The organism is Phycisphaerae bacterium, from assembly GCA_018003015.1.
Classification (GTDB): domain Bacteria; phylum Planctomycetota; class Phycisphaerae; order UBA1845; family PWPN01; genus JAGNEZ01.
This window is the reverse complement of record JAGNEZ010000024.1, coordinates 26,885-47,935: the sequence shown is the minus strand read 5'-3', so window position 1 is coordinate 47,935 and position 21,051 is coordinate 26,885. Positions and strand designations below refer to the sequence as shown.

Genomic DNA, 21,051 nt, shown 5'->3' with positions numbered 1-21,051 from the left:
GCGAATGGAGGAGAGTTGACTTCTTCGATCGAGGACCCCATACTGATGAACGGCTGGATGCAACCGTCAAGGCCTCGAGAACGCGTGCGTGTCCTGACGCTGGAGGGAGAAAATGAAAGCGCACAAAGTGGGCACGATCAGTGTCGTCGCGGGGGTACTACTGCTCGCCCAGCCTTCTTTGGCTGCTGTGTTGGCGGTCTGGGATTTTGGCGATAGCAGCGCGTACTACACCGAAAAGCCGGCTTACTTCAATACCGTCACCCCGCCGACCCTGGTACTGTACGGCAGCGGTATTGATGCCAACGGCAAGAACGGCATCGCCTGCACCGACGCCGCCGGCGTTGCCCATATCGCCGGTCAGGCGGCGGCATGGGATGACATCAACAAGTCCGGATCGGAAAACGATGCCGCGGCGATAATCACCCTCAATACCACCGGTTTCAGTGCTCTCAAGGTCCGCTGGGACTACAAGTCCGAGCTGGCGATCAGCTTTGACTTCGCCTACCGCACGACCACCGACGGAGCGTGGACTCAGGTCGCCGACAACCAGGCCATCACCCCTGGCTGGTCGACCGATACCTGGGGCACGGTCGTGCTCGATCTGGCCGGCACCACCGCAATCAACGATCGGCCCTACGTCCAGCTTCGCCTGGACGACCTGGTCGAAGGCCCCGGCAACGACAAGTTCGCCTTCGACAACCTCGAGATTACCGGCGTCCCCGAGCCCACCATGCTCCTCCTGCTCGGACTCGGCGCGACACTCCTTCGCCACAAAAGGGCGTCAGGGTGATTTGTAGGCCGTCCGTGTCGGCGTTGTCTGTTCATGTTCTATTCCTCGCGTCTCGTCCTCTTGGCGATTCATGCCCGTCGCTCTTCCCGGTCGCCTGGAACTGACCGCTCACCGCGACTCGCCGAATACTTCTCTGTACTTCGATAAACCTCCACCCGGCGGTTACCCCACCCATCCTGTGCCCACGCCTCAACTGTCGCTTCACACTTCCGGCGCGGCGGTCCGCATCGCCGGGATAGGCAGTCCGCAACACCGGGATATAATGGTCCCCCGTTGTGTTCTCTCAGCAGTGAGGATGCGTATGAGATCCTGGCAACGCCTTCGTATCATTTTTGCCGCACTGGGCGCAATCAGCCTGTTGGCCTCGGCCACGTGGGCGGCGTCCAATACACCACGGCTCTTGACGCCCGGCAGACCAACCGCTGAACCCGAGGAGGACACCATCGCCAAGGTCCGGCTCCTGGCCGACAAGACCGCCGTCGTGCCCGGCCAGCAGATCGGATTGGCCTTGGCATTCGAGATCAAGGCCGATTGGCACATCTACTGGCGGAACCGGGGCGAGGGTGGGCTGGAGCCATCGTTCGCATGGCAACTGCCCCCGGCTTTCAGCGTCGGGCCCGTACGGTTCCCTCCGCCTACTCGGCACATCGACGCCGTCGGCGACCACACCTTCATCATGTCCGATGAGCCGATCCTGCTCACTACCCTCGCCGTGCCCGAGAGCCTCGCCGCCGGAGGGAAGGTCACGATCTCCGTCAAAGCAAAGTGGTTGGTGTGTAAGGATTTATGTAAACAGGAGAGCCAGGACCTGTCCCTCGAGCTGCCCGTGGTCTCCGCGCCAAACGAAGCCAAACCGGCTAACGCGGATGTCTTCAGCCGTGCCCAGAACGTGTTGCCCTTGCCCATGGACCAGGCCAGGAACCTCAAGAGACTCTGGGTCGCCCCCAGCGTGGACAGAATCAAACCCGGCTCCAGATTCCAGGTGGCCGTCGTTCTGGAGGTCGAGGACCATTACCACCTCAACTCGAACAAGCCGACCATCGAGGGGCTCATCCCCACCGAGGTCTTCAACGACGCCACCGAGGGGCTGATCATCGGCCGACCCATCTTCCCGTCGGCGACCGTCAAGAAGAGCGAGATCGGCGAGATGTCCTTGTACACCGGCCGCGTGGTGGTGCTCCTGCCCGTGGAGGCGGACAAGCGAATCGATGCTGGGAGACTCCGCATCAGCGGCGTGGCTACCTACCAGGCTTGCGACGACAAGACCTTGTCCTGTCAGAGGCCAACCGCCGCCGAGTGGGAATTGATCCTCCCGGTCGCCCGGCCCGACGAGAACGTGACCCCCGTTTATACGGATCTGTTTGGAGCCGCACCGACTCCAACCTCGAGCGCCCTGCCGACGGAAACCAAAGCAGGCCAGGTGGGCCCCGCTGAGCCCGACCAGTCCTGGCTGCAGCGCCTGCAGGCCTCTCTCGCCCGGCTGGGTCTCCTGGGCTACCTGCTTATGGCTTTCCTGGGCGGGCTCATTCTCAATCTCATGCCCTGCGTGCTCCCAGTGATCTCGATCAAGATCCTCTCCTTCGTGCAGCAAGCCAAGGAAAGCCGAATCCGAGTCTTCACTCTCGGCCTCGCCTTCTCCGCAGGCATCCTGGTCTCGTTCGCGGTGCTGGGCGTTCTGATCGTCGGCTTGGGTCAGCAGTGGGGCGGCTTGTTCCAGCGGCCGCAAGTCACCATCGCCCTGGCCGCGGTCGTGACTGCCTTTGCCATGAGCCTGTTCGGCGTCTTCGCCATCTACCCGCCGCGGGTGGTGAACGAGCTCGGGGACAAGGTTCAACAGGAAGGCCACCTCAGCGCCTTCGGCATGGGCCTGCTGGCCACGCTGCTGGGTACGGCCTGCACCGCGCCTTTCCTTAGTGTCGCGATCGCCTTCGCGGTTCAGCAGACTCCATTCGCTGGGGTGATGATCTTCATGGTCGCGGGCCTGGGTATGGCCCTGCCATACGCGATCCTGGCGGCCAAGCCGGCTTGGCTGAAAGTCGTGCCCAAGGCCGGACCGTGGATGAAGACCTTCGAACACGTCATGGCCTTCTGCCTGCTGGGCACGGTGGTCTTCCTGCTGAATCCGTTGTCCGCCCAGCTCGGCGGGCGAGGCTTGATTCAGACCTTGGCCTTCCTGCTCTGCGTCGCAGCCGCTGCCCGGGTGTACGGTCACGTGCGCTTCGGAGATCCACGGATAACAAGAGCGATGTACTACCTGGCCTGCGGTGCCGTGCTCGTCGGCGGTTGGCTGGTGTGCTTCCGCTACTGGAACACGATCCCGGATCTCCTCGCCGCCCAGGACAGGCTGCGGCTCGGGAGCATGGCCGGAAAGCCCGGCGAACTCGACTGGTCCGGCGACGAAATCCCCTGGTTGCCCTACACCCGAGCGAGAGCCTTGGCAGAGGTGAACGCGGGCCGAACCGTGCTGATCGACTACACCGCCGAATGGTGCGTCAACTGCAAGGCCAACGAGAAGCTGGTTCTCAACACCGCGGCGGTCAGACAAGCGATACGTGAGGGCGGCGTCCTTCCATTCAAGGCCGACTACACCTCGTTCAACCCCGAGATCAAGGAGGATCTCGACCGCTTCAAACGCTCGGGAGTGCCTATGTACGTCATCATCCCGGCCCATCAGCCCGACGCCCCGATCCTGCTCGACGAGATACTGACCCAACGCGCGGTACTCGACGCACTTCGCCGCGCTGGCCCGAGCCGCAAGGAGGAAGCTGCGGCGGAACGCTCCAACCGCCTTCCCATGAGTTGACCGTGAGCACCCGTTCCGGTATTGCTGATGGGTGACCGCTGTAGAATGACCGCAACTGCTGGAGCCCCCATGCTCTTCGAAATGCCGTATCGACGTCTGCTGATCCTGACCGAAGGATCGCTCGGCATCTTCGAGTCGAAGACCGGTTCGTCAGTGATGCGCTACCGCCCGCAGGATTGTGTGGCCGTGCTCGACTCGGTCAATGCCGGCAAGCCGCTCGGCGATTTCATCCCCGGCCTCCCCGACCTGCCGATCGTCGCCCGTGTGGCCGATGCCCTGCCGCTGGAGCCGGATGCGCTGCTCATCGGAATCGCCCCCACCGGCGGCGGCCTGCCCGATCGAATGCGCCGCCACCTGGTGGACGCCCTCAAGGCCAGACTGAGCATCATCAGCGGCCTGCACGTCATGCTCCGCGACGATCCCGAGTTGGCCGAGCTGGCCGAGGCCAACAACGCCAAACTCCATGATGTCCGCGACGCCGGCCAGATCCGCCACATCGCCCGAGGCAAGGCCCGCTACACCCGGGCCAAACGCGTCCTCACCATCGGCATCGATTGCGACGTCGGCAAAATGGTCACCGCCCTCGAGCTACGCAAGGAAGCCGTTCGCCAGGGACTGAACGCCGCTTTCGTGGCCACCGGCCAGACCGGCATCATGATCGAAGGCTGGGGCATCGCCATCGACCACGTGATCTCCGACTTCACCGCCGGAGCGACCGAACTGCTCGTCGAGCATGTGGCCGACAAGGACATATGCTTCGTCGAGGGTCAGGGCTCCATTGAACATCCCGGCTACTCGGCCGTGACACTCGGCTTGCTCCACGGTTCGTGCCCGGACGCCATGGTCATCGTCTGCCGCCCCGACCGGCAGTTGCATAACGACTGGCCCGACTGTCCGGTGGCGCCCATCAGGCAGCAGATCGCGATCAACGAGGCCTTGCTGGCTCCATTGCACCCCGGCAAGGTCGTGGCTGTCGCAGTCAACACCGCTCGGATGGCCGCCGAGGAGGCCGAGGCCGCAGTCCGCAAGATCGCCGCCGACGCTGGCTTGCCCGCCGCCGATCCCATCCGCCATGGCTGCAAGGATCTGATCGCAGCCATCCGCCGGCAGGTCGGGATTTGACCCGAAAGACTCGCCCGCTCCTCAGGACGCCGCGCCCGTGGCCGTGCCTGCGGGCCCGCATTCGTATAGCCGACAGCCAGGTCCTTGGTACAGCCGAAGCAGCATCGCGGAAACCTCACCCCACGGCGATGGCGGCAACCGGCTGTCGTTCCTCCTCGGTTCGATCGGCATCCACTCAGCGCGAGGAACCTCCCGACCATGCTCCCGAACCCACGCCGCAATCGCGTCGCGGTGATCGACAGGTCTGCCGGGACGCGGCTCTGAGGAGAGGAGGACAAACCGCAATTCCCCCTCCTTGACCATCTCCGAGAACTGCGCGGCGCTCAGAATGGGGTCGGTGCCAGAGAAGCCGCCGTAGGCCATCACCCTGGCGCTGGAGTCAATGATGAGCGGCGATGCGGCGTGGATGTCCGGCACGGCCAGCAAGTACCGCTCCTTCCCACGGCGATGGTCGAGGTACGCGGCGAGCACCCGGGTCGCTCGCCAAGCCTCTGCGGAGTCAACAGGGATGTTGCGGCGTTCAAGAAGAATCGGATCGGCCACAGGAACCATGCGCCCCCCCGGCGCAAGAACCGGCGTGGCCGACCATACCGCCGGACAGAGGAGAAGCGCTGCCAGCCCCACGACCATGCCGGCTGCCCCGAGGTTGCGGGTAGTCGTTGGAGACCAGCATCTTCCGCCCGACACCAACAGCAGGACCGCTCCAGCCCCCGTACCCGACAGCACCATCGGGGCGAGCCATCGTCCCCACACCGGATAAGAGGCGGCTGTCCATATCTGCCAGCCGGCCGTGGCGAGCAGCGCGAGAGCCAGCAGTGAGGAGCGGTTTCCGCTGAGTTCACGGGTGTCCCACAGCACCTTCGCCGCAAGGCCGGTGAGGATGGCCACCGGGGCGGCAACCAGGGTCAGATAGTACGGATGAATGGGACTGTCCGAGAGGCTGAACGCAACAGCATAGGTCACGAACCAACCCCCCCAGAGGAGTACGTTCTGGTGCATCGGCGACAAGGGTCGCCAACGCGGCAACACCGATACGATGCATGCCGCCCCGATCGCCGCGAACGGAACCAGCCAGGTGACGTGCCCCGCCAGGTCGCGGTTGGCCAACCGCAGAGGACCGGGATGGCCGCCGTGGCCGGTGAACTCCTCCTCGCCGGTTCCGGGCCCCCGGGCAAACGGCGGGCCGGGCATCCGTGGGCCCGGTTGAGTCCGGTCGGTCACGGGCGGGCTCGACGGCCCTGAACCCGGCGGCGGGCGATTTCCGACCATCCGCTGCAGGCCCTGAAGATGAAACGCCAGGCCGAGTACCGAGTTGGTCTGGGTGTCACCGACGTACGGCCGAGCATCGGCCGGGCTCAGATCGACGAACAGCGGCCACGAGAGCGACACCATCACCAACACCACCGTGGCGGCGGCCAGATGGGCGACCCGCGTCCCTCGGGCTGCGAGGGCTCCCAGCCAGTACACCAGATAAAAGCTCGGCAACACCAGGTACGCGGCGGTCAGCTTGACGTTGAAGCCCAGCCCGACTATCGCCGTGGCCACCAGCAACCAACCCCATCGGGCCCGCTCCGTGGCTCGAAGCAACACCGACCCGGCCACCAGCAGGACCAGCAGCAGGCAACTGTCCGGCAAATTGCTGCGGTCGATCGCCACGCTGGCCGGCGTCACCGCCATCACCAACCCGGCCAGCAGACCACCCCAATCCCCGGCCAAACGCCGCCCGACCAGGTACACCACCAGTACCGCGATAGAACCTTCAAGAGCTTGTGGGAGGTGAAGGGCGAACCCGGAGTACCCCAGGACCTTCACGCTGAGAACCTGAAGCCAGAAGGCGACCGGAGGCTTGTCCAGGGAAACAAAACCCGCCGGGTCGAACGAGGCGTACAGGAAATTGTGCCAGCTCGCGGCCATGCTCCGAACCGCGGCCGCGTAGTAGAGGTTGCCGAACTCGTTGGCCTCGAGGTTCCAGAACCGCAAGACCGCGGCGATCAGGAGAACCACCAGAAGGCCTGTCCGCGTGATCCACCACCGCCGCCGTGCGGAGGCGGCCATCATCGGGTCGAGATCTTCCCAGACAGTACTCGTGCTCATCTTGTCGCCACCATCAAAGCCACGCTATCACCCATCGACCTGCCCAGAGGGCTGATCCCATTTTACCAGCCGCTGGCTGAAGACAATATGAAGAACCCAAGCCGCGTTCTACCCATTCCCGCCGGTTTGGCTTATAACCATGGTGGCCATAGGGGCCCGGATTCATGAAGGGTTCGGTCCCCGGAACCATCCGGGGCTGACAAGGGCAAGTGAAACATGGATGCATCGATTGCATCGGCGGTCAAGAGCTGGCTGGACGAGCCGGCCATCGCGGAAGCTGACAAGAAGGAGATTCGCGAGCTGCAGGCCGCGGGTGACGAGAGGGAACTGACCGACCGGTTCTATCGCGAGCTGGAGTTCGGAACCGCCGGCCTGCGCGGCATCATCGGGGCCGGGCTCAACCGGATAAACATCTACACCGTCGGTGCCGCCGCCCAGGGGCTGGCCAACTACATTGCCCACCAGGGTGAGGCCGCCAGAAAGGCCGGCGTCGCCATCGCCTGCGACAGCCGGCGCAAAAGCGACGTCTTCGCCGAACGGACCGCCGCCGTCCTGGCCGGCAACGGGATCACCGCCCACCTGTTCGAGGCCCTGCGACCGACGCCGGAGCTGTCCTTCGCCGTTCGGCACCTGCAATGCACGGCCGGCGTCGTCGTGACCGCCAGCCACAACCCGCCCGCGTACAATGGCTTCAAGGTCTACTGGACGGGCGGCGTGCCCATCGTGCCCCCGCACGACAAGCGGATCATCGAGGAGGTCCGCCGGGTGGGGGGCTTCGGCAACATCAAGGTCATGCCGGTGACCGAGGCGAAAGCCAAGGGCCTGATCCGCGTCATCGGCCGCGAGGTGGATGAGGCCTTCCTGGCCGAGGTCCACGCCTCCTGCCTGTCGCCGGAGATCTCCCGCCAGCAGGGCAAGAACCTCAAGATCGTCTATACCCCGCTGCACGGCACAGGTATCACCCTGGTCCCCGAGGCCCTCAAGCGCCGCGGCTTCGAGAAGGTCATCGTTGTCCCCGAGCAGGGCAAGCCGGACGGCGAGTTCCCGACCGTCGAGTACCCCAATCCCGAGGAGGGCGCGGCTCTGACCCTCGGAATCGAGCTGGCCAAGAGGGAAGGTGCCGATCTGGTCATCGGTACCGACCCCGACGCCGACCGCGTGGGTATCGCCGTGCGCGGCCCGGGCAACCAGTTCGAACTCATCACCGGCAACCAGATCGCCGCCATGCTCACCTGGCACATCTGCGAGACGCTGACCCGCTCCGGCCGATTCCCCAAGAACGCCGCCATGATCACCACCATCGTCTCGGGTGACATGATGAAGGACATCGCCCGCTCCTACGGGGCAGAGGTCATCGAGGTCCTGACCGGCTTCAAGTGGATCGGCGACCAGGTGATGCAGTTCGACGCCGCCGGCTCGCCGGGCAAGCCGAGCAAGACCTACATCTTCGGGGCCGAGGAGAGCTATGGCTACATGCCTTGCACCTACACCCGCGACAAGGACGCGGTGACCAGCACGGCCTACATCGCCGACCTGGCCGCCGTGGCCGCCGCCCAGGGCAAGACGCTCTACGATCTGTTGCTCGATCTCTACCAGCGGTACGGCTACTACCAGGAAGGAGCCAAGAGCCTGACCCTGCCGGGCAAGGACGGCGCCGATCGAATCAAGGCCATGATGCAGAAGCTGCGAACCCGCCCGCCGGAACGCGTGGCGGGTGTATCCGTCCGGACCGCGGCCGACCTTGCCACCGGCGAGATCAGGGACGCTCGTACGGGCAAGGTGGTCGGCCAGTACAACCTGCCGGCCAGCGACGTCGTGTTCCTGACCCTCGATGACGGGACCAAGGCCATCGCTCGCCCGAGCGGCACCGAGCCCAAGATCAAGTTCTACGTGCTGACCAAGGGGCCCGGCAATAACATCGAGCAGGCCCGCAACAACGCGACCGCCAAGATCCAGGCGGTCATCGCCGACCTGGCCAGGTAGCGAGCCCCCAATATGGCCGACCAACCCGTCGTTGATTCGCAGACCCCGGTCGAACCGCCGCAGCCCGCTCTCGTCAACAGCCGCCGCCTCCTTTCGCTCGATGCCTTTCGCGGCATCACCATCGCCGGGATGATCATGGTCAATAACCCCGGCGAATGGGGCAAGATCTATGCTCCGCTCGGCCATGCCACGTGGAACGGCTGGACGCCCACCGATCTGGTCTTCCCCTCGTTTCTGTTCATCGTCGGCGTGGCCATGACCTATTCCTTCGACCGGAGGCTGAGCGAAGGAGCCAGCAGGCGGCGACTGTTCGAGCATGTCGTCCGCCGCACGATCATCCTGTTTCTCCTCGGGCTCATCCTGTTCAGCTTCCCCAGCTGGCGGCTCATGGCCCCGTACCTCCTGGCGTTAGGAGGTCTGTTCTGCCTGTTCCGCCACCAGCCGCCGCTGGCATGGCCCCAGGACCGCGCCGCCCGGCGATGGAAGATCGCCGCCTGGTCGCTGATTGGCTTGGCCTTGCTCTGGTTCATCCTCGATTTCGGTTACTTCCAGTCGCCGCATCCGCCCGCGGTCAAGACCGGGGCGTTGCGCGTGCCAGGCGTGCTCCAGCGCATCGCCCTGTGCTACTTCTTCGCCTCGGTGGTGATGATGTTCCTCGGGGCGCGCGGACGGGTGTTGGCGACCATCGTCGTCGTGCTCGGATACTGGTGGATGGTCAAGCATCCCTGGTCCGTCGTCCCGCCGGACGGCTACCCCGCATCGGCCCGGCCCGAGGGCAGCCTCCACGCTTGGCTCGACGCCAGACTACTCGGAGGCCACGTCTACTCCGAGCTGCCCGACCCTGAGGGCATTCTGGGCACCATCGGCGGCGTGGGCACCTGCCTGCTCGGCGTGCTGACCGGAGGCTGGCTCCGCAGCCGGCGCGACGACCGCGACAAGCTCATCGGCCTGTTCTTCGCCGCCAACCTGCTGATCGTCGCCGGCCTGTGGATGGGCCACAGCGTTCCGATCAACAAGAAGATCTGGACCAGCTCGTACGTTCTCCTGGCCGGAGGAATCGCCATGCACATGCTGGCCATGTGCTACTGGCTGATCGACGTCAAGGGCTGGCGGCGGTGGTCCTGGCCGTTCCTGGTGTTTGGGACCAACGCCATTCTGGTCTTCTTCGCCTCGGGTATCCTCGGCCGCATCCTGGTCTTCTTCAACTTCGGCCTCGACGCCCCCTCGATGAAGGCGTGGATTTACCATCACGGGTTTGCGGCCCACTTCCCGGCGACCGGTTGTGGTCCATACACGGCTTCCCTGGTCTTCGCCCTGGCGTATGGCGTCTTGTGGCTTGTCCTCATGGCTCCTTTGTACCGCAAGAGGCTCTTCCTCAAGGTGTGACCGTCCCGCGGTGTACGCCCCCTCCGGTTCAGCCCGGACCTCGCCAGATCGTGCCGGCGAGTCGCGAACCGCCATGCGGGATTCGCCAGCTCGGCCCTCCCCGATGCTCTGCCGGGCCAGTCACGCCTCAGGTGGCGGCTCCGAAGCGGTTGACGCACGCGGGATGGGCTCGTAGTCTCGCCCATGTCCACCCCGGTGAGGACGTACGGAGGTCTCCCATGCATCGGTTCGTTCTTCCAGCAACGATCGTCTCAGTGCTTTTGTCGGCCGCGGCCCACGTTTCGGCGGGCGACTTCGCCGTCCGTGACGGTGACACGGTTGTCTTCCTTGGCGACAGCATCACCGCCGCGGGTCTCTACGGACGGTACGTCGAGAATTACACCCTGCTACGTTACCCGAACCGCAAGGTGCAGTTCGTCAATGCCGGCTGGGGCGGCGACACGGCCGAGGGCGGCTTGCGGCGGCTGCCCCACGATGTCTTCGATCGCGGAGCGACCCTGCTCACCGTCGCCTACGGGATCAACGACATCGGGTGGGGTACGAAGGCCGACGATGAACATGTCCGCCGTCATCTCGACGCCATTCGCGGCATCGTGGAACAGTGCAGGAAGCACAAGGTCCGGGTGTTCATCTGCTCTGCGGCCATCACCGCGGAGAATCCCGCGACCGCCGAGACGGGAACGCTGCAGAAGATGGGTGATCAGGCGATGGCCATCTCCCGGGAACTGGGCGAGGGGGCCATCGACGTCCAGCGGACGATGCGCGGCATTCAGAAACGCATTCTCGAGGCCAACGCCCAGGCCAAGACGGACAAGGAGAAGGTGACACTGCACGCCGAAGATGGCGTCCACCTCAACGACCTCGGCCAGTTGGCCATGGCGTTCGCGATTCTGAAAGGACTGGGAGCCCCGTCCAGAGTGTCCTTCGTCGGAATCGACTGCCAAGGCCCCAGGTTGCTCGACGCCCAAGGCTGCAAGGTCGAGGCACTCACAGGTGGACCGACTCAGGTGGAGTTCACCCGAATCGACGAGGGCTACCCGTTGAACTGGGCGCCTTTCTGGCCACTGATGTCCTATCGATGGATCCCCATCACCGAGGAACTCAACCAGTACATGCTGAGCATTCGCGGTTTGTCCGCAGGGCGCTACGATGTTCTGGCTGATGACCGACCCCTGGGGTTTTTTCCCGAAAGAGAGCTCGAGCGAGGCGTCAATCTCTGCTCTGCCACGGCCGACGGTTGGCACCCCGGCGGTCCGTGGGACGTGCAGGCCGGCTTGCTCAAAGCGGCTACGGCCGCTCGATGGGAACTGTTCCTGGCTCAGCGCGGAGCAAACACCTACTTGGCTACCGCCCCGAGCCTGCCCGCCCTACAAACTCAACTCGATCGCACCATGTCCGAACTCATCACCCTTCAACGGCTTATGGTGCAGCCGAAAGCGATTCGGTTCACCATCCGTCCTGCGTCGGAGAAGCCTAAGTGAGTGGGTCGGGAAGGTCTTTCGCGCCTTCAGGTGGCCATCGCAGGGGCGTTGGATGATCCTGAAAGGCAGAGAAAGACATGTCGCATTCGATGTGCTCGTTGACGCGAATTCGCCATGCCGAGCCTGCAGAAACCGATTGGCGCGGTTTAGCGAGCGGTGCCCCCGGTTGGCTCGCGTCCTGAAACAGGCCGGTTTTCACCTGTTCTGACGTTGACTCCGTGTCCGATTGTGATAGGATAAAGACTGGCTGGGACACAACCGTGCCCATCGCGGAGTGTGCAAGATCGGCGGGCGAAGCACGTGCTTGCCTCACGTTTGGCCGATCGGGTGTTGGGATTGTCGCCTTTGACTGTTCCAGCCTGCTCTTCGGGTTGCGGGAGTGCATGCCGTGAGCGGTCTTTGCCCCTAAGGGGTGGCGACCGGAGGTGCAGTGTAGAACTTGGGGCGGTGACGGGTGCCGGCCCATCTGGGCGACGAGTCAGTCGGCGAGGGCTCCGTCGGCGCGACGGTAGGGCAGAATCAGATCCATGACACCTGAAACGAAACGAAATGCTGTGATAGCCGTCACGGTCATTGCCGTGGCCGTGGCCGCCTGGATGACCTGGGGCTATCTCGGTCGGGCCGGTGCCAGCGGGGTCGAGGGGCGAATCGAGCTGAAGGTCTTCTGCGACCAGTGCAAATACACGGCCGACGCCGAGCTGTCCGAGTTGACACCGCCGGCCGGCGGCAAGGCGGCTCGCGCTCCGATCTTCGGGCCCGGATACAAGTGCCCGAAGTGCGGCAAGGAGACCCTGTACGCCAATCCGTATGTGTGTACCAAGTGCCAGACGCTGTTTCTGATGAGCAAGGGGGCCTCGGGAGCCCCTGAACGTAAGTGTCCCAAGTGCGGCGAGGTTCAGTAGCCGCACCGTGGATGGAAGGTGGATGTGGTATGTTGAGCCGTTACGATCGTCGCGGTTTCACGCTGATCGAAGTGCTGGTTGTGGTCGCCATCATTGCCTTGCTGATCTCCGTCCTGGTCCCGTCGCTAAGTCGTTCGCGAGATCAGGCCCAGGCCGTGGTCTGTAAGACACGGCTGAGGGAACTTTATAGCGGGCACAACTTCTATGCCCAGGATAACAAGAGTCGTTTCCCGCACTGGGATTGGTGGCTCTGGGACGGCATCAGCGGGGGCAATGCCGCCTATCTCGGCGATCCTTACAGGAAGTTCGGCGGTACGCGCCCGACGGATTCCGGCCTCTGGGTGACCTTTGGGCAGATCTACAAGTTTGTGCGCAACAAAGAGGTGTACTTCTGCCCCAAGGACACCAAGCGGCGATTCGCCGCTGCGGTCGGTTCGGGGGAAAGCGGCCGAGGAAACAAGGCCATTCACAGCTACGTTCGCTTCATCGAACCGCACAATGCCATCGACCAGCATCGAAACAACGGGAGCAGCAGCAGCGGCCTGGCGTCCGCGGATTTCCTGAGCCCCGATGAGTTGAAGCCGGGCATCTTCTCGAAATCCAGCGTGGACTACGCCGGCAAGTTCTACTCGACCCCGAACAAGGTCGGCATGCTGTTCGAGGAGTATCCCGGTTTCGACGACACGACCTTGGCGCCCAATGCCTCGAATGCAGGTAGCGCACTCAACGATGGCTACAGCGGGTACTACGACTTCGTCGACTGGATGGCCGGCCGTCATTTCGCCAAGGGCACGGTCCTCTACTGGGATGGCCACACCGACATGGTCGAAACCAAGAAGTTCAACACTTCCGACAAGTACGCCAGCTACATGGTCCTGGGAGGCCCCAAGCCCTGACCGGGGAACGGGGGGCCGCACGCCGGTCCGGTTGAGCGATATGCTCGCGAAACGTCCCTGGCCTGACAGGATTTCAGGCGGCTCTGTCCGCGCCGCCGGGCTGCTGCCGTCCGGAACACGCTGCCCATATCGCCCCGGTTGACGCAGCTCCTTCTGGCCGACGACGATGGCTACGACCCTCCGAAATCCTCGCCTTGTGGCCGGCCCTGCGTCGGCCTCACGGATGCCGTCGCCATCAGCGGGGTCGCTGCATGCCCAGTAACGAACGCCAGATACATCGCAAGTCATGTGAAAGGAGTGGTTTGCGCGAATTGTGGCCCAGGCCTGGCCCCCAGCTTGCCTCGGATTTGACTTTTCTCCAAGTTTGGTTTATGTTAGGTATGTGCGCAGGCCGATAGGACTGTCCGTGGAGGAGAGAAGCATGTCCGAGACGCTGGACAATGAGATCGTGGGGGGAGAGTCTGTCCTGACCGACGAGCAGTCGGATCTGGTGACCCGGAATCTTGGACTGATCGGCGTGCACTTGGCCCGTCACGTGCGTACCTCCCGGTACGCAAAGCGTGAGCGCGAGCGTGACGATCTGTTCCAGGAGGGCGCCTTGGCCCTGGTGCGGGCGGCGTTGACCTACCAGGCCGATCAGCGTGGCGCGTTTGCCCCGTATGCCTTGTTCCGGATCCGCGGTGTGATCTACCGCGCCCTGCACGAGTATTTCACGACCATCCGCGTCCCGACCCGGGTGCTCAAGCTGGCCCAACAGGCCAGCGATGAGCCCCGGTCGGCGATTCCTCGGGTACAGGAACTGCCCTACGCTGTGGCCGTCAAGATCGAGGCTCGGCCTGTGATTGGCCCGGGCGATGAGACGATTCGTCATCGCGTCCGGCGCCGGTTCGAGCGGGCCGTGCGAGCGGCTTTGGCGGAGCTCGAACGGCGGACTTGGCGGCACCGCAATCCCTTTCCGATCATGGAGCGGCTGGCGGTCGAGCGCCTGCTCATCGCCTCCGAGGCCGAACGCACGCCCCTGCGGCAAATCGCCCGAGAATCCCGTGTTTCCACCGGCCGGGCCTGTGCCTATGAGAACCTGCTCCATGAGACTGTCCGTCACCACTTCGCCGAGGATCCCCAACTGCCTCTGTTGGTGAGCATGGCCGGCCACGGCGACCAGGGTTTCGATACCCTCCTGGACTCGTCGCAGCAGACCCTTCTGGTTCGTGTTGAACTTGACGCCTTCAGAAGCCGGTTTCTGGGCTTGAACCGAGCAGACCAAGCCGAAGCCATTCTCGCCCTGATCGAGCGAGCGGGCGGATCCATGACCGAGGTGGCGTGCAATCTGTACCGCCTGGCTGCCGGCCAGGATGCGATTTGCGCGGTGGCTTGATGAATCCAGCTGGTACCTAGAATATTAAGGGGGTAACCGGTTTCATCCTGTTCGTCCCCCATTGCGCGGGAACTGGGCTGGATTCGAGTGATCGGCCGGGTCCCCGCTCGCCGTTTCCGGCCGCGCCGACGACATGGCCCGCAGGCGTCGACACGCCTTGCGAACGCTCGGCGCCTTTTACAGGCTCTGCCCCGCGCGCCGTCTTCCACCGCCGTCGCCGGGCGTACCTTCCGGCCGCCCGAAGACCATGCGGCCGGCGCTGGTCTGGAGCACAGAGGTGACCATGATGGGGACGGTCTGGCCGATGCGATCGCGGGTGGCCTCGACGACCACCATGGTGCCGTCTTCGAGGTACCCGACGCCCTGGCCGGCCTCCTCGCCAGGCTTGATGATCTTCACCTGCATGGCCTCGCCGGGCAGGAACACCGGCTTGAGGGCGTTGGCCAGGTCGTTGATGTTGATGACGTCCACCCCGCGGAGTTTGGCGACCTTGTTGAGGTTGTAGTCGTTGGTGACCACTCGGCCGTCGATCTTGCGAGCCAGGGTGACCAGCCGCTGGTCGACCGGTTCACTGGCTTCCTCGCGGGTCATGCGGCTGTCGTAGAACTGGATGTCGAGCTTCTCGTTGGACTGGAGCTTGTTGAGAATGTCCAGTCCGCGCCGGCCGCGGTTCCGTTTGAGTTTGTCGCTGCTGTCGGCGACGGCCTGGAGTTCATGGAGTACGAACCGGGGCACGATGACCGGGGCATCCACGATCCAGGCGTTCATGATGTCCACGATCCGCCCGTCAATGATGACCGAGGTGTCCAGGATGATCGGGTGCTGGCCCTTGCGCTGCTTGGCGAATTCCACGTAGGGAATCACGAAACGCACATCGTCCTTGGTCTGGAGAATGAAACTGACGGCCAGATAGCAGGTCACGATGCCGATCAGTACCTTGGTGGTACTCACCAGCGGGCCGCCGGCGAGCGTGGGTTGGTAGGCGTCTACCAGCAGATCGATGATCAGACCCGCGCCGAACGCGATCAGTAGCCCGACGACCAGTCCGAAGAATAGGCCGGAGATCGCCAGCAAGGACTTCTGCGGAATGAAGACGTCCAGCCCGATGACCATCGCGGCCGCCCCCAGGGCGACGATGAGAACCGGCAGGGCCAGGGCGCTGCCTTCCTGCTCGACGTAGTTCATCGCCACGCCGGCCACGATCAGGACGAACAGTGCTCTCAGGATGGCGAGCAGCATGGGGCCACTCCTCGAACCCGGGATGAGATGGATCGAACCGTCCCGGCAATCGCGGGACGCCTCCGGCGGCATCCATGCCCCGGTTATGATGACGGGAGTATAGCGGTAACCGGGTTGGCCACCAAGGGCCCGAAGGCCGCCGCGGTGCAGTGCGGGTCTTCCGCCGGTCGTCTGGCCGGCAGGAGGCTCGTCCCGCCCTCGGTGAGGCAGGCGCCTAGAGCAGTTCCGCCTGATCAGCCCGGATCCAGCCGCTCTTGCCGTCGGGCAGTTCGATACACCACCAGTCGCGGCGCTGCTCGAGCAGGACGAACTCCATGCCCTCGCACAGGGGTTGCCTGAACTGCGGATCGAACCGCTCGCCGTTGCCTTTGCGCACCACGACGTTGTCGGCCAGGATGACGCCCTCGGCCCGCGGAGGGATAAGCAGGTCGGCGCCGACGGAGACACCCAGGACCAGCCAGGCGGCCGCCACAGGCACCAGGGCATACCGCCAGGGCAATCCGGTCAGATAGGAACGAGCCAGCACCATGAGCCAGAAGAGAACATAGAATGCCAGGCCCACCCGGTAGCGCGAGCCGAGCGACGAACCGTAATGCCAGAAGAACAGGGTCTGCAGAAAAGCACGCTGGCCGGCCACTTCAATCTGGTTCCGCCGGAGCGAGCGGGCATACTGCAGGTTGTGCTCGAGCCGCCCGTCGCCCGGGATGAGCTCCTTCGCTCGACGGTAGTTCAGAATCGCTCGACCGATCTGCCCGCTCTCGAAGCAGGCGTTGCCGAGGTTGTAGTAGAGTTTGCCGTTGCGGATGCCAGCGTCGACCAGGAGTTGGAAGCGACCGGCCGCCTCGCGAAAGGCCGCGGTCGCATCCGCACAGTTCGAGCCGCGGACCTCGGCGCCGCGGTCGAACGCCCGGGTGGCTTCGTCCAGGATCTCGGCCTGCTGGGCCCGGGTCAGCTCGCCAGCCGTCACCGGCGCCGCGGCCAGGATCGTCAGAACGTACATCGTCTTCAGTATCGCAGGCCCCGGCCCGCGTGGGTGCAGTCCGCCCTCCCAGACTGTTCGGCGATCCTTCATCCGAACCGCTCCCTCTCCAGCCGCTCGATGGCCGCCATGGCGGCCTGTACCAGTCCATCCCGGCAGGCCCCGCCGGCGGCCGCATAGCGAAGACCCTCGCATTGCTCGAGCAGGCGATCGACTTCCTCGACCACCGCCGCCGGCACCCGCCGATCGGTCAAGTGCTCGATAACCGCCGAACGGGTCAGACCGCCCGTGGGCAGATTGCATCGATCGGCCACATACCCGCCGATCGCCGTCGAGACGGCCGCCGCCAGCTCGGCTTCGGTCGCTCGGGAAGCGGCATGGATCGTGTTCTGAGCCTTCTTGCGGGCCGAGCGACGGCGAGCGAATCCGACGTCGGTTCTCAATCGATGCCGCCGCCGAAGTACCAGCCAGTTTGCCAGGGCGGCAACCGGCGGAAGCCCTATCGCCATCGCCGCCGACCAACCGGGCGAGAACGCCTGTTGGCCCAGGATCTCATCGGCTCCACTGTAGTTCGCCAGGATGCCGCTGGAGACTTCGGTCAGCGAATGCGCTGTGCGCACCTGGCCGGTCGCTGAATCCACCACCTGCGCGGCCGACAACTTCTCGGTCGCCTTGACAGTCAGCGGGATCGGCCTCGTGTTTACCGTCACGAACTTCTCGGCACGCGGATCGAAGTAAGAGAAGGGAATCGGCGGAATCATCTTGACCTGGTCAGTCTTGGCCCGGATGCTCTGGGTGAATGTCTTGGCGTCCTGTTGCACGGTGCCGGTGAGCGGATCGTTAGGCACCTTGAAATCGCGGGCCAGTTCCTCGATCTCGGGGAGCGGCGGAGACGGCACAACCTCCATCCGACCGTTGCCGCTGATGGTCAGGTTCAGCGTGATTGGCTCGCCGACGGTGACCTCGGTCGGCTTGGCTCCGGCCTGAATGGTGAACTGTCCGACAGCGCCCCGGTAGTATCGCGGTTGACCCTCGGTCGGAACCGGTCTGACCTCGATCGGGGCCACGGTCGGCTTGGCCGAGAGCGGGCGGGATTGCTCGATCCTCAGGTCGCCCATGGAAAAAAGACTCTGGTCCCGGCCCAGGCGAACGGGATACGAGACCACCACGTTGACGTCGTCGAGGGTGAGCTTGCCGGGTCGGTCGGGGCATATCGTCGCGGTCAATTCGTAGAGGTAGTACGACCTTGAGCTGCCCGCCGTGTCCGTCCGCAGCACTTCCCGTCCGGCAGGTCGCTGGCGGTTACGCAGCATCTGCTGGAGAGGCTCGAGGAACGGCCCCCATCGGCTGGCGTTGTCGATCAGGCCCCACGTGTTGGCCTCGCTCAGCTTCACCGAGAAGTTGCGATCGTGATACGGCCTGATCCAGATCTGCAGCGTGATGTCCAGTGACTCGCCGAGGTAGATCTTGTCGCGGCCGCCCTTCACATCCGCAAAAAGCAGATCGCCGGTCTCCGATTTCGTGACCACCACGGTTTGCGGCTCGGTTCTGAACTTGCGGCCGTCAACCTCGATCTGGAGGGAAGGAACCGTGAAGTTGCCTTCCACGGAAGGGACGAACTGGTAGTCATAGGTCAGCGAGACCTGCTGGTTCATCCTGCCGTTGATGACCGTCATTCGCGAGCTGCGAGAGGGAACTCCGTCGGAGCGGATCTCGACGCCGGGGATCTCTGGGAATACCGGCGCCGGCGGTTCGTGTTTACAGTCGTTGATCGTGATCCGCACCACAACGGGAACACCCACATAGGTCTCTTTGGCGGAAACCTCAATGCCGACCTGGGCAGCAGATGCCGAGGCGGCCGCCAATGTCCAGCCGGTCAAAGCCGCAAAGACAAGCCCTAGAAAGCGAGTACTCATTCTGGATCCTTTGGGGGGTAGGCTCCCCAGCTCAACCGTCAGAGGCCCACTGCCTCGCCAGGCTTGCTGCTTCCGCCTGCCGCTGTCGCTCACCAGTCCTTCTCCACCGGCTGCATCGGCCCTTGGGATTGCCGCTCCAATGCCTCCATGCGCTGCCGCTGCTTGTCGCGGATCAGCTGAAGCAGTCGCCGGGCCTCTTCCTTGCTCATGGCCTGTTGAGTCGCGGGTATCGCCCGGGCCTGTTCCTGCTTCTCTTCGTCTTGGTTACCGTCCTTCTTGTCTGCCTGGGCCTGTTGAGCGTCCTTCTTCTCTCCCTCCTGCTCCTGGCCGCCTTGCTGCCCCTCTTGGTTCTTGCTCTCTCCCTGTTGTTGCTGGCCCTGCTTCTGGTCCTGGTCTTTCTGGTCCTGCTGGGAAGGCTGGCTCTCCGGCCGGCTGGCAGGTTGCGATTGGGGTTGACTCTGCGGTCGGCTGGTCGGCTGCGACGATGGTTGACTCTGCGGCTGGCTCTCCGGCGGCTTCTGGTCCTTCAACTGCTTGATGAGCAGTTGGGCTCGCTCCAGGTTGCGCCGGGCGTCCTTGTCGTCCGGGTGGCTTTCCAGGACATCCTGGAAGAAGTCGCTGGCCTTCTTCAGCCTCTCGATCGCCTCCTCGGGTTTGTCCTTCACCTTGAGAGCCGAAGCGTACGCACAGTTGCCGAGATTGAACCGAGCTCTGGCATCCAGCCCGGCGTCCGAAGTGGACAGCGCCTTGCTGAATCGCTCCGCAGCCTTGTCGTAGTCGCTCCCGCGATAGTAGACCACACCCTGGTTGTAGGCGATCTCCGGTGAGTCCTGCGCCTGGGCCGCGGCCTTGTCGTAAAGCTCCATCGCCTTGGCCCCATCACCATCGGCCAGGGCCTTGTTGCCTTCCGCAACCAGTTCGTGCGGGGGCAGGTCGGCGGCCAGTAAGACGTGAGCGAGGCCCATCGACACCCCCAGGGCCAGCAGTGCGGGCCCGCACGAGACCCACCGGCCGCCGGCGGCCTGGAGACGTCGCCCACCTGTCACGGCCCACCTACGCAACTGAATCCGCCTCCACCGCTCTGCGGTCCGTCATGAACGTCTCGATCAGCAACAGCAGCAGAGCGAGGCCCGCGAACCATTGGAACTGGACTTTCCGCTGCTCGATCCGACTGGTCTCGAACTCGCGCTGCTCCGCCTTGGCGATACGCTCCTCGTAGAGCACTTGGCCGAGGTCAATGCTCTTGGTGCCCGCGGGAATGTATGCTCCACCACCCTTCATGGCCATCTCCCGCAGAACCGCCGGATTCATCTTCGACCAGACCTCCCGGCCGTCATACTGCATGAAAACCCCCGCCTGAACCTCTTGGGCCGGCACGCGGGCCCCCTCGCCCTCGTCGCCCAGCCCGACCGTGAAGACCTGGATCCCGCTCTCGGCGTAGGCCTCTTCCGCAGCTTTGACCGGGTAGCTCTCCTGATCATCGCCGTCGGTGAGAACCACGATGGCCTTGTGTTTCTTCATCGGATCGACGAACGACTTGGCCGCCAGCCGGACGGCATCGCCAATCAGTGTGCCGCCGCGCGGCGAACTGCGTACCCCAACCTCGTCGAGGAGCATGCGGAAGGCCCCGTAGTTAACCGTCAGCGGACACTTCAGGACCGGTGTCCCGGCGAAGGTGACCAGCCCCACCCGGTCGCCAACGGCCGCATCCAGTACATCGCCGATGCTCTGCTTGGCTCGTTCCAGGCGACTGGGGGGCAGATCGTTGGCCAGCATGGACCGGGAGACGTCGAGAACGAAGAGGATGTCGATTCCCCGTCGGGGCAAGTCCTCGTAATAAACCCCCCACCGAGGATCGCTGATGGCCGGCACCAGGGCGGCCATGGCGGCCAGGACCAGTCCCGCTTTGGCCCATTGCCGCTTGCGGCTCACCTGCCCGGTCAGGCTTCCCAAGAGCTGCGGAGCGGCCAGCCGCCGCAGCGATCGGTTCTTCCGCGCGAAGCCGTAGGCCACCACGCCCCCCAGGGCGAGGACGACCCAGAATAGGTGCAAGTAGCCCAGGCTATTGAACTTGACGTCCGTCAT

General features: G+C 64.3%; 15 protein-coding genes. 9 read left to right on the top strand and 6 right to left on the bottom strand.

The annotated features are described in order from the left end of the window. The first annotated feature begins 112 nt into the window (after positions 1-112). The 3 genes from KA354_12430 to KA354_12420 all read left to right on the top strand — a co-directional run bounded on the left by KA354_12430 (position 113) and on the right by KA354_12420 (position 4,715). Entirely contained in the window at positions 113-790 is a 678-nt protein-coding gene (locus KA354_12430; GenBank protein ID MBP7935443.1) for a PEP-CTERM sorting domain-containing protein, read from the top strand. A gap of 301 nt (positions 791-1,091) precedes the next feature. Continuing rightward, entirely contained in the window at positions 1,092-3,593 is a 2,502-nt protein-coding gene (locus tag KA354_12425; GenBank protein MBP7935442.1) for a thioredoxin family protein, read from the top strand. A 69-nt stretch (positions 3,594-3,662) separates the two neighbouring features. Next, a complete protein-coding gene (locus KA354_12420) occupies positions 3,663-4,715 on the top strand; it encodes a DUF1611 domain-containing protein (GenBank protein MBP7935441.1) in 1,053 nt (350 codons plus the stop codon). Positions 4,716-4,736: 21 nt separating this feature from the next. Here the strand turns inward: KA354_12420 and KA354_12415 are convergent, their stop codons facing one another. Beyond that, complete coding sequence (locus tag KA354_12415) at positions 4,737-6,809, bottom strand: glycosyltransferase family 39 protein (protein MBP7935440.1); 2,073 nt, start codon at positions 6,807-6,809, stop codon at positions 4,737-4,739. Between the two features lie 216 nt (positions 6,810-7,025). Here KA354_12415 and KA354_12410 point away from each other — a divergent pair, with 216 nt between their 5' ends. The 6 genes from KA354_12410 to KA354_12385 all read left to right on the top strand — a co-directional run bounded on the left by KA354_12410 (position 7,026) and on the right by KA354_12385 (position 14,832). Then, complete coding sequence (locus KA354_12410) at positions 7,026-8,792, top strand: phospho-sugar mutase (GenBank protein ID MBP7935439.1); 1,767 nt, start codon at positions 7,026-7,028, stop codon at positions 8,790-8,792. A 12-nt stretch (positions 8,793-8,804) separates the two neighbouring features. Next, the gene (locus tag KA354_12405) at positions 8,805-10,178 is read left to right on the top strand and encodes a DUF5009 domain-containing protein (protein MBP7935438.1); all 1,374 of its coding nucleotides are present in this window, start codon (positions 8,805-8,807) and stop codon (positions 10,176-10,178) included. A 218-nt stretch (positions 10,179-10,396) separates the two neighbouring features. Next, a complete protein-coding gene (locus KA354_12400) occupies positions 10,397-11,659 on the top strand; it encodes an SGNH/GDSL hydrolase family protein (GenBank protein MBP7935437.1) in 1,263 nt (420 codons plus the stop codon). Positions 11,660-12,186: 527 nt separating this feature from the next. After that, positions 12,187-12,561 carry a hypothetical protein gene (locus tag KA354_12395; GenBank protein MBP7935436.1) on the top strand — a complete coding sequence of 125 codons (375 nt, stop codon included), beginning with the start codon at positions 12,187-12,189 and terminating at the stop codon, positions 12,559-12,561. Positions 12,562-12,590: 29 nt separating this feature from the next. After that, positions 12,591-13,457: a prepilin-type N-terminal cleavage/methylation domain-containing protein gene (locus tag KA354_12390; protein MBP7935435.1), complete on the top strand. Its 867-nt coding sequence runs from the start codon at positions 12,591-12,593 to the stop codon at positions 13,455-13,457. 421 nt (positions 13,458-13,878) lie between these two features. Next, positions 13,879-14,832, top strand: a complete 954-nt coding sequence (locus KA354_12385) for a hypothetical protein (protein MBP7935434.1) — start codon at positions 13,879-13,881, stop codon at positions 14,830-14,832. A gap of 177 nt (positions 14,833-15,009) precedes the next feature. Here the strand turns inward: KA354_12385 and KA354_12380 are convergent, their stop codons facing one another. The 5 genes from KA354_12380 to KA354_12360 form a co-directional block, all read right to left on the bottom strand. After that, positions 15,010-16,071, bottom strand: coding sequence for a TRAM domain-containing protein (locus KA354_12380; GenBank protein ID MBP7935433.1), 1,062 nt, complete (start codon positions 16,069-16,071; stop codon positions 15,010-15,012). A 214-nt stretch (positions 16,072-16,285) separates the two neighbouring features. Then, positions 16,286-17,143: a tetratricopeptide repeat protein gene (locus KA354_12375; GenBank protein MBP7935432.1), complete on the bottom strand. Its 858-nt coding sequence runs from the start codon at positions 17,141-17,143 to the stop codon at positions 16,286-16,288. Then, a complete protein-coding gene (locus KA354_12370; GenBank protein ID MBP7935431.1) occupies positions 17,140-18,966 on the bottom strand; it encodes a BatD family protein in 1,827 nt (608 codons plus the stop codon). The genes KA354_12375 and KA354_12370 overlap by 4 nt, the downstream gene beginning before the upstream one ends. Positions 18,967-19,055: 89 nt before the next feature. Next, the gene (locus tag KA354_12365) at positions 19,056-20,027 is read right to left on the bottom strand and encodes a hypothetical protein (GenBank protein ID MBP7935430.1); all 972 of its coding nucleotides are present in this window, start codon (positions 20,025-20,027) and stop codon (positions 19,056-19,058) included. Then, on the bottom strand, positions 20,020-21,051 hold the full coding sequence (locus KA354_12360) for a VWA domain-containing protein (GenBank protein MBP7935429.1): 1,032 nt from the start codon (positions 21,049-21,051) through the stop codon (positions 20,020-20,022). Before KA354_12360 ends, KA354_12365 begins: the two co-directional genes overlap by 8 nt.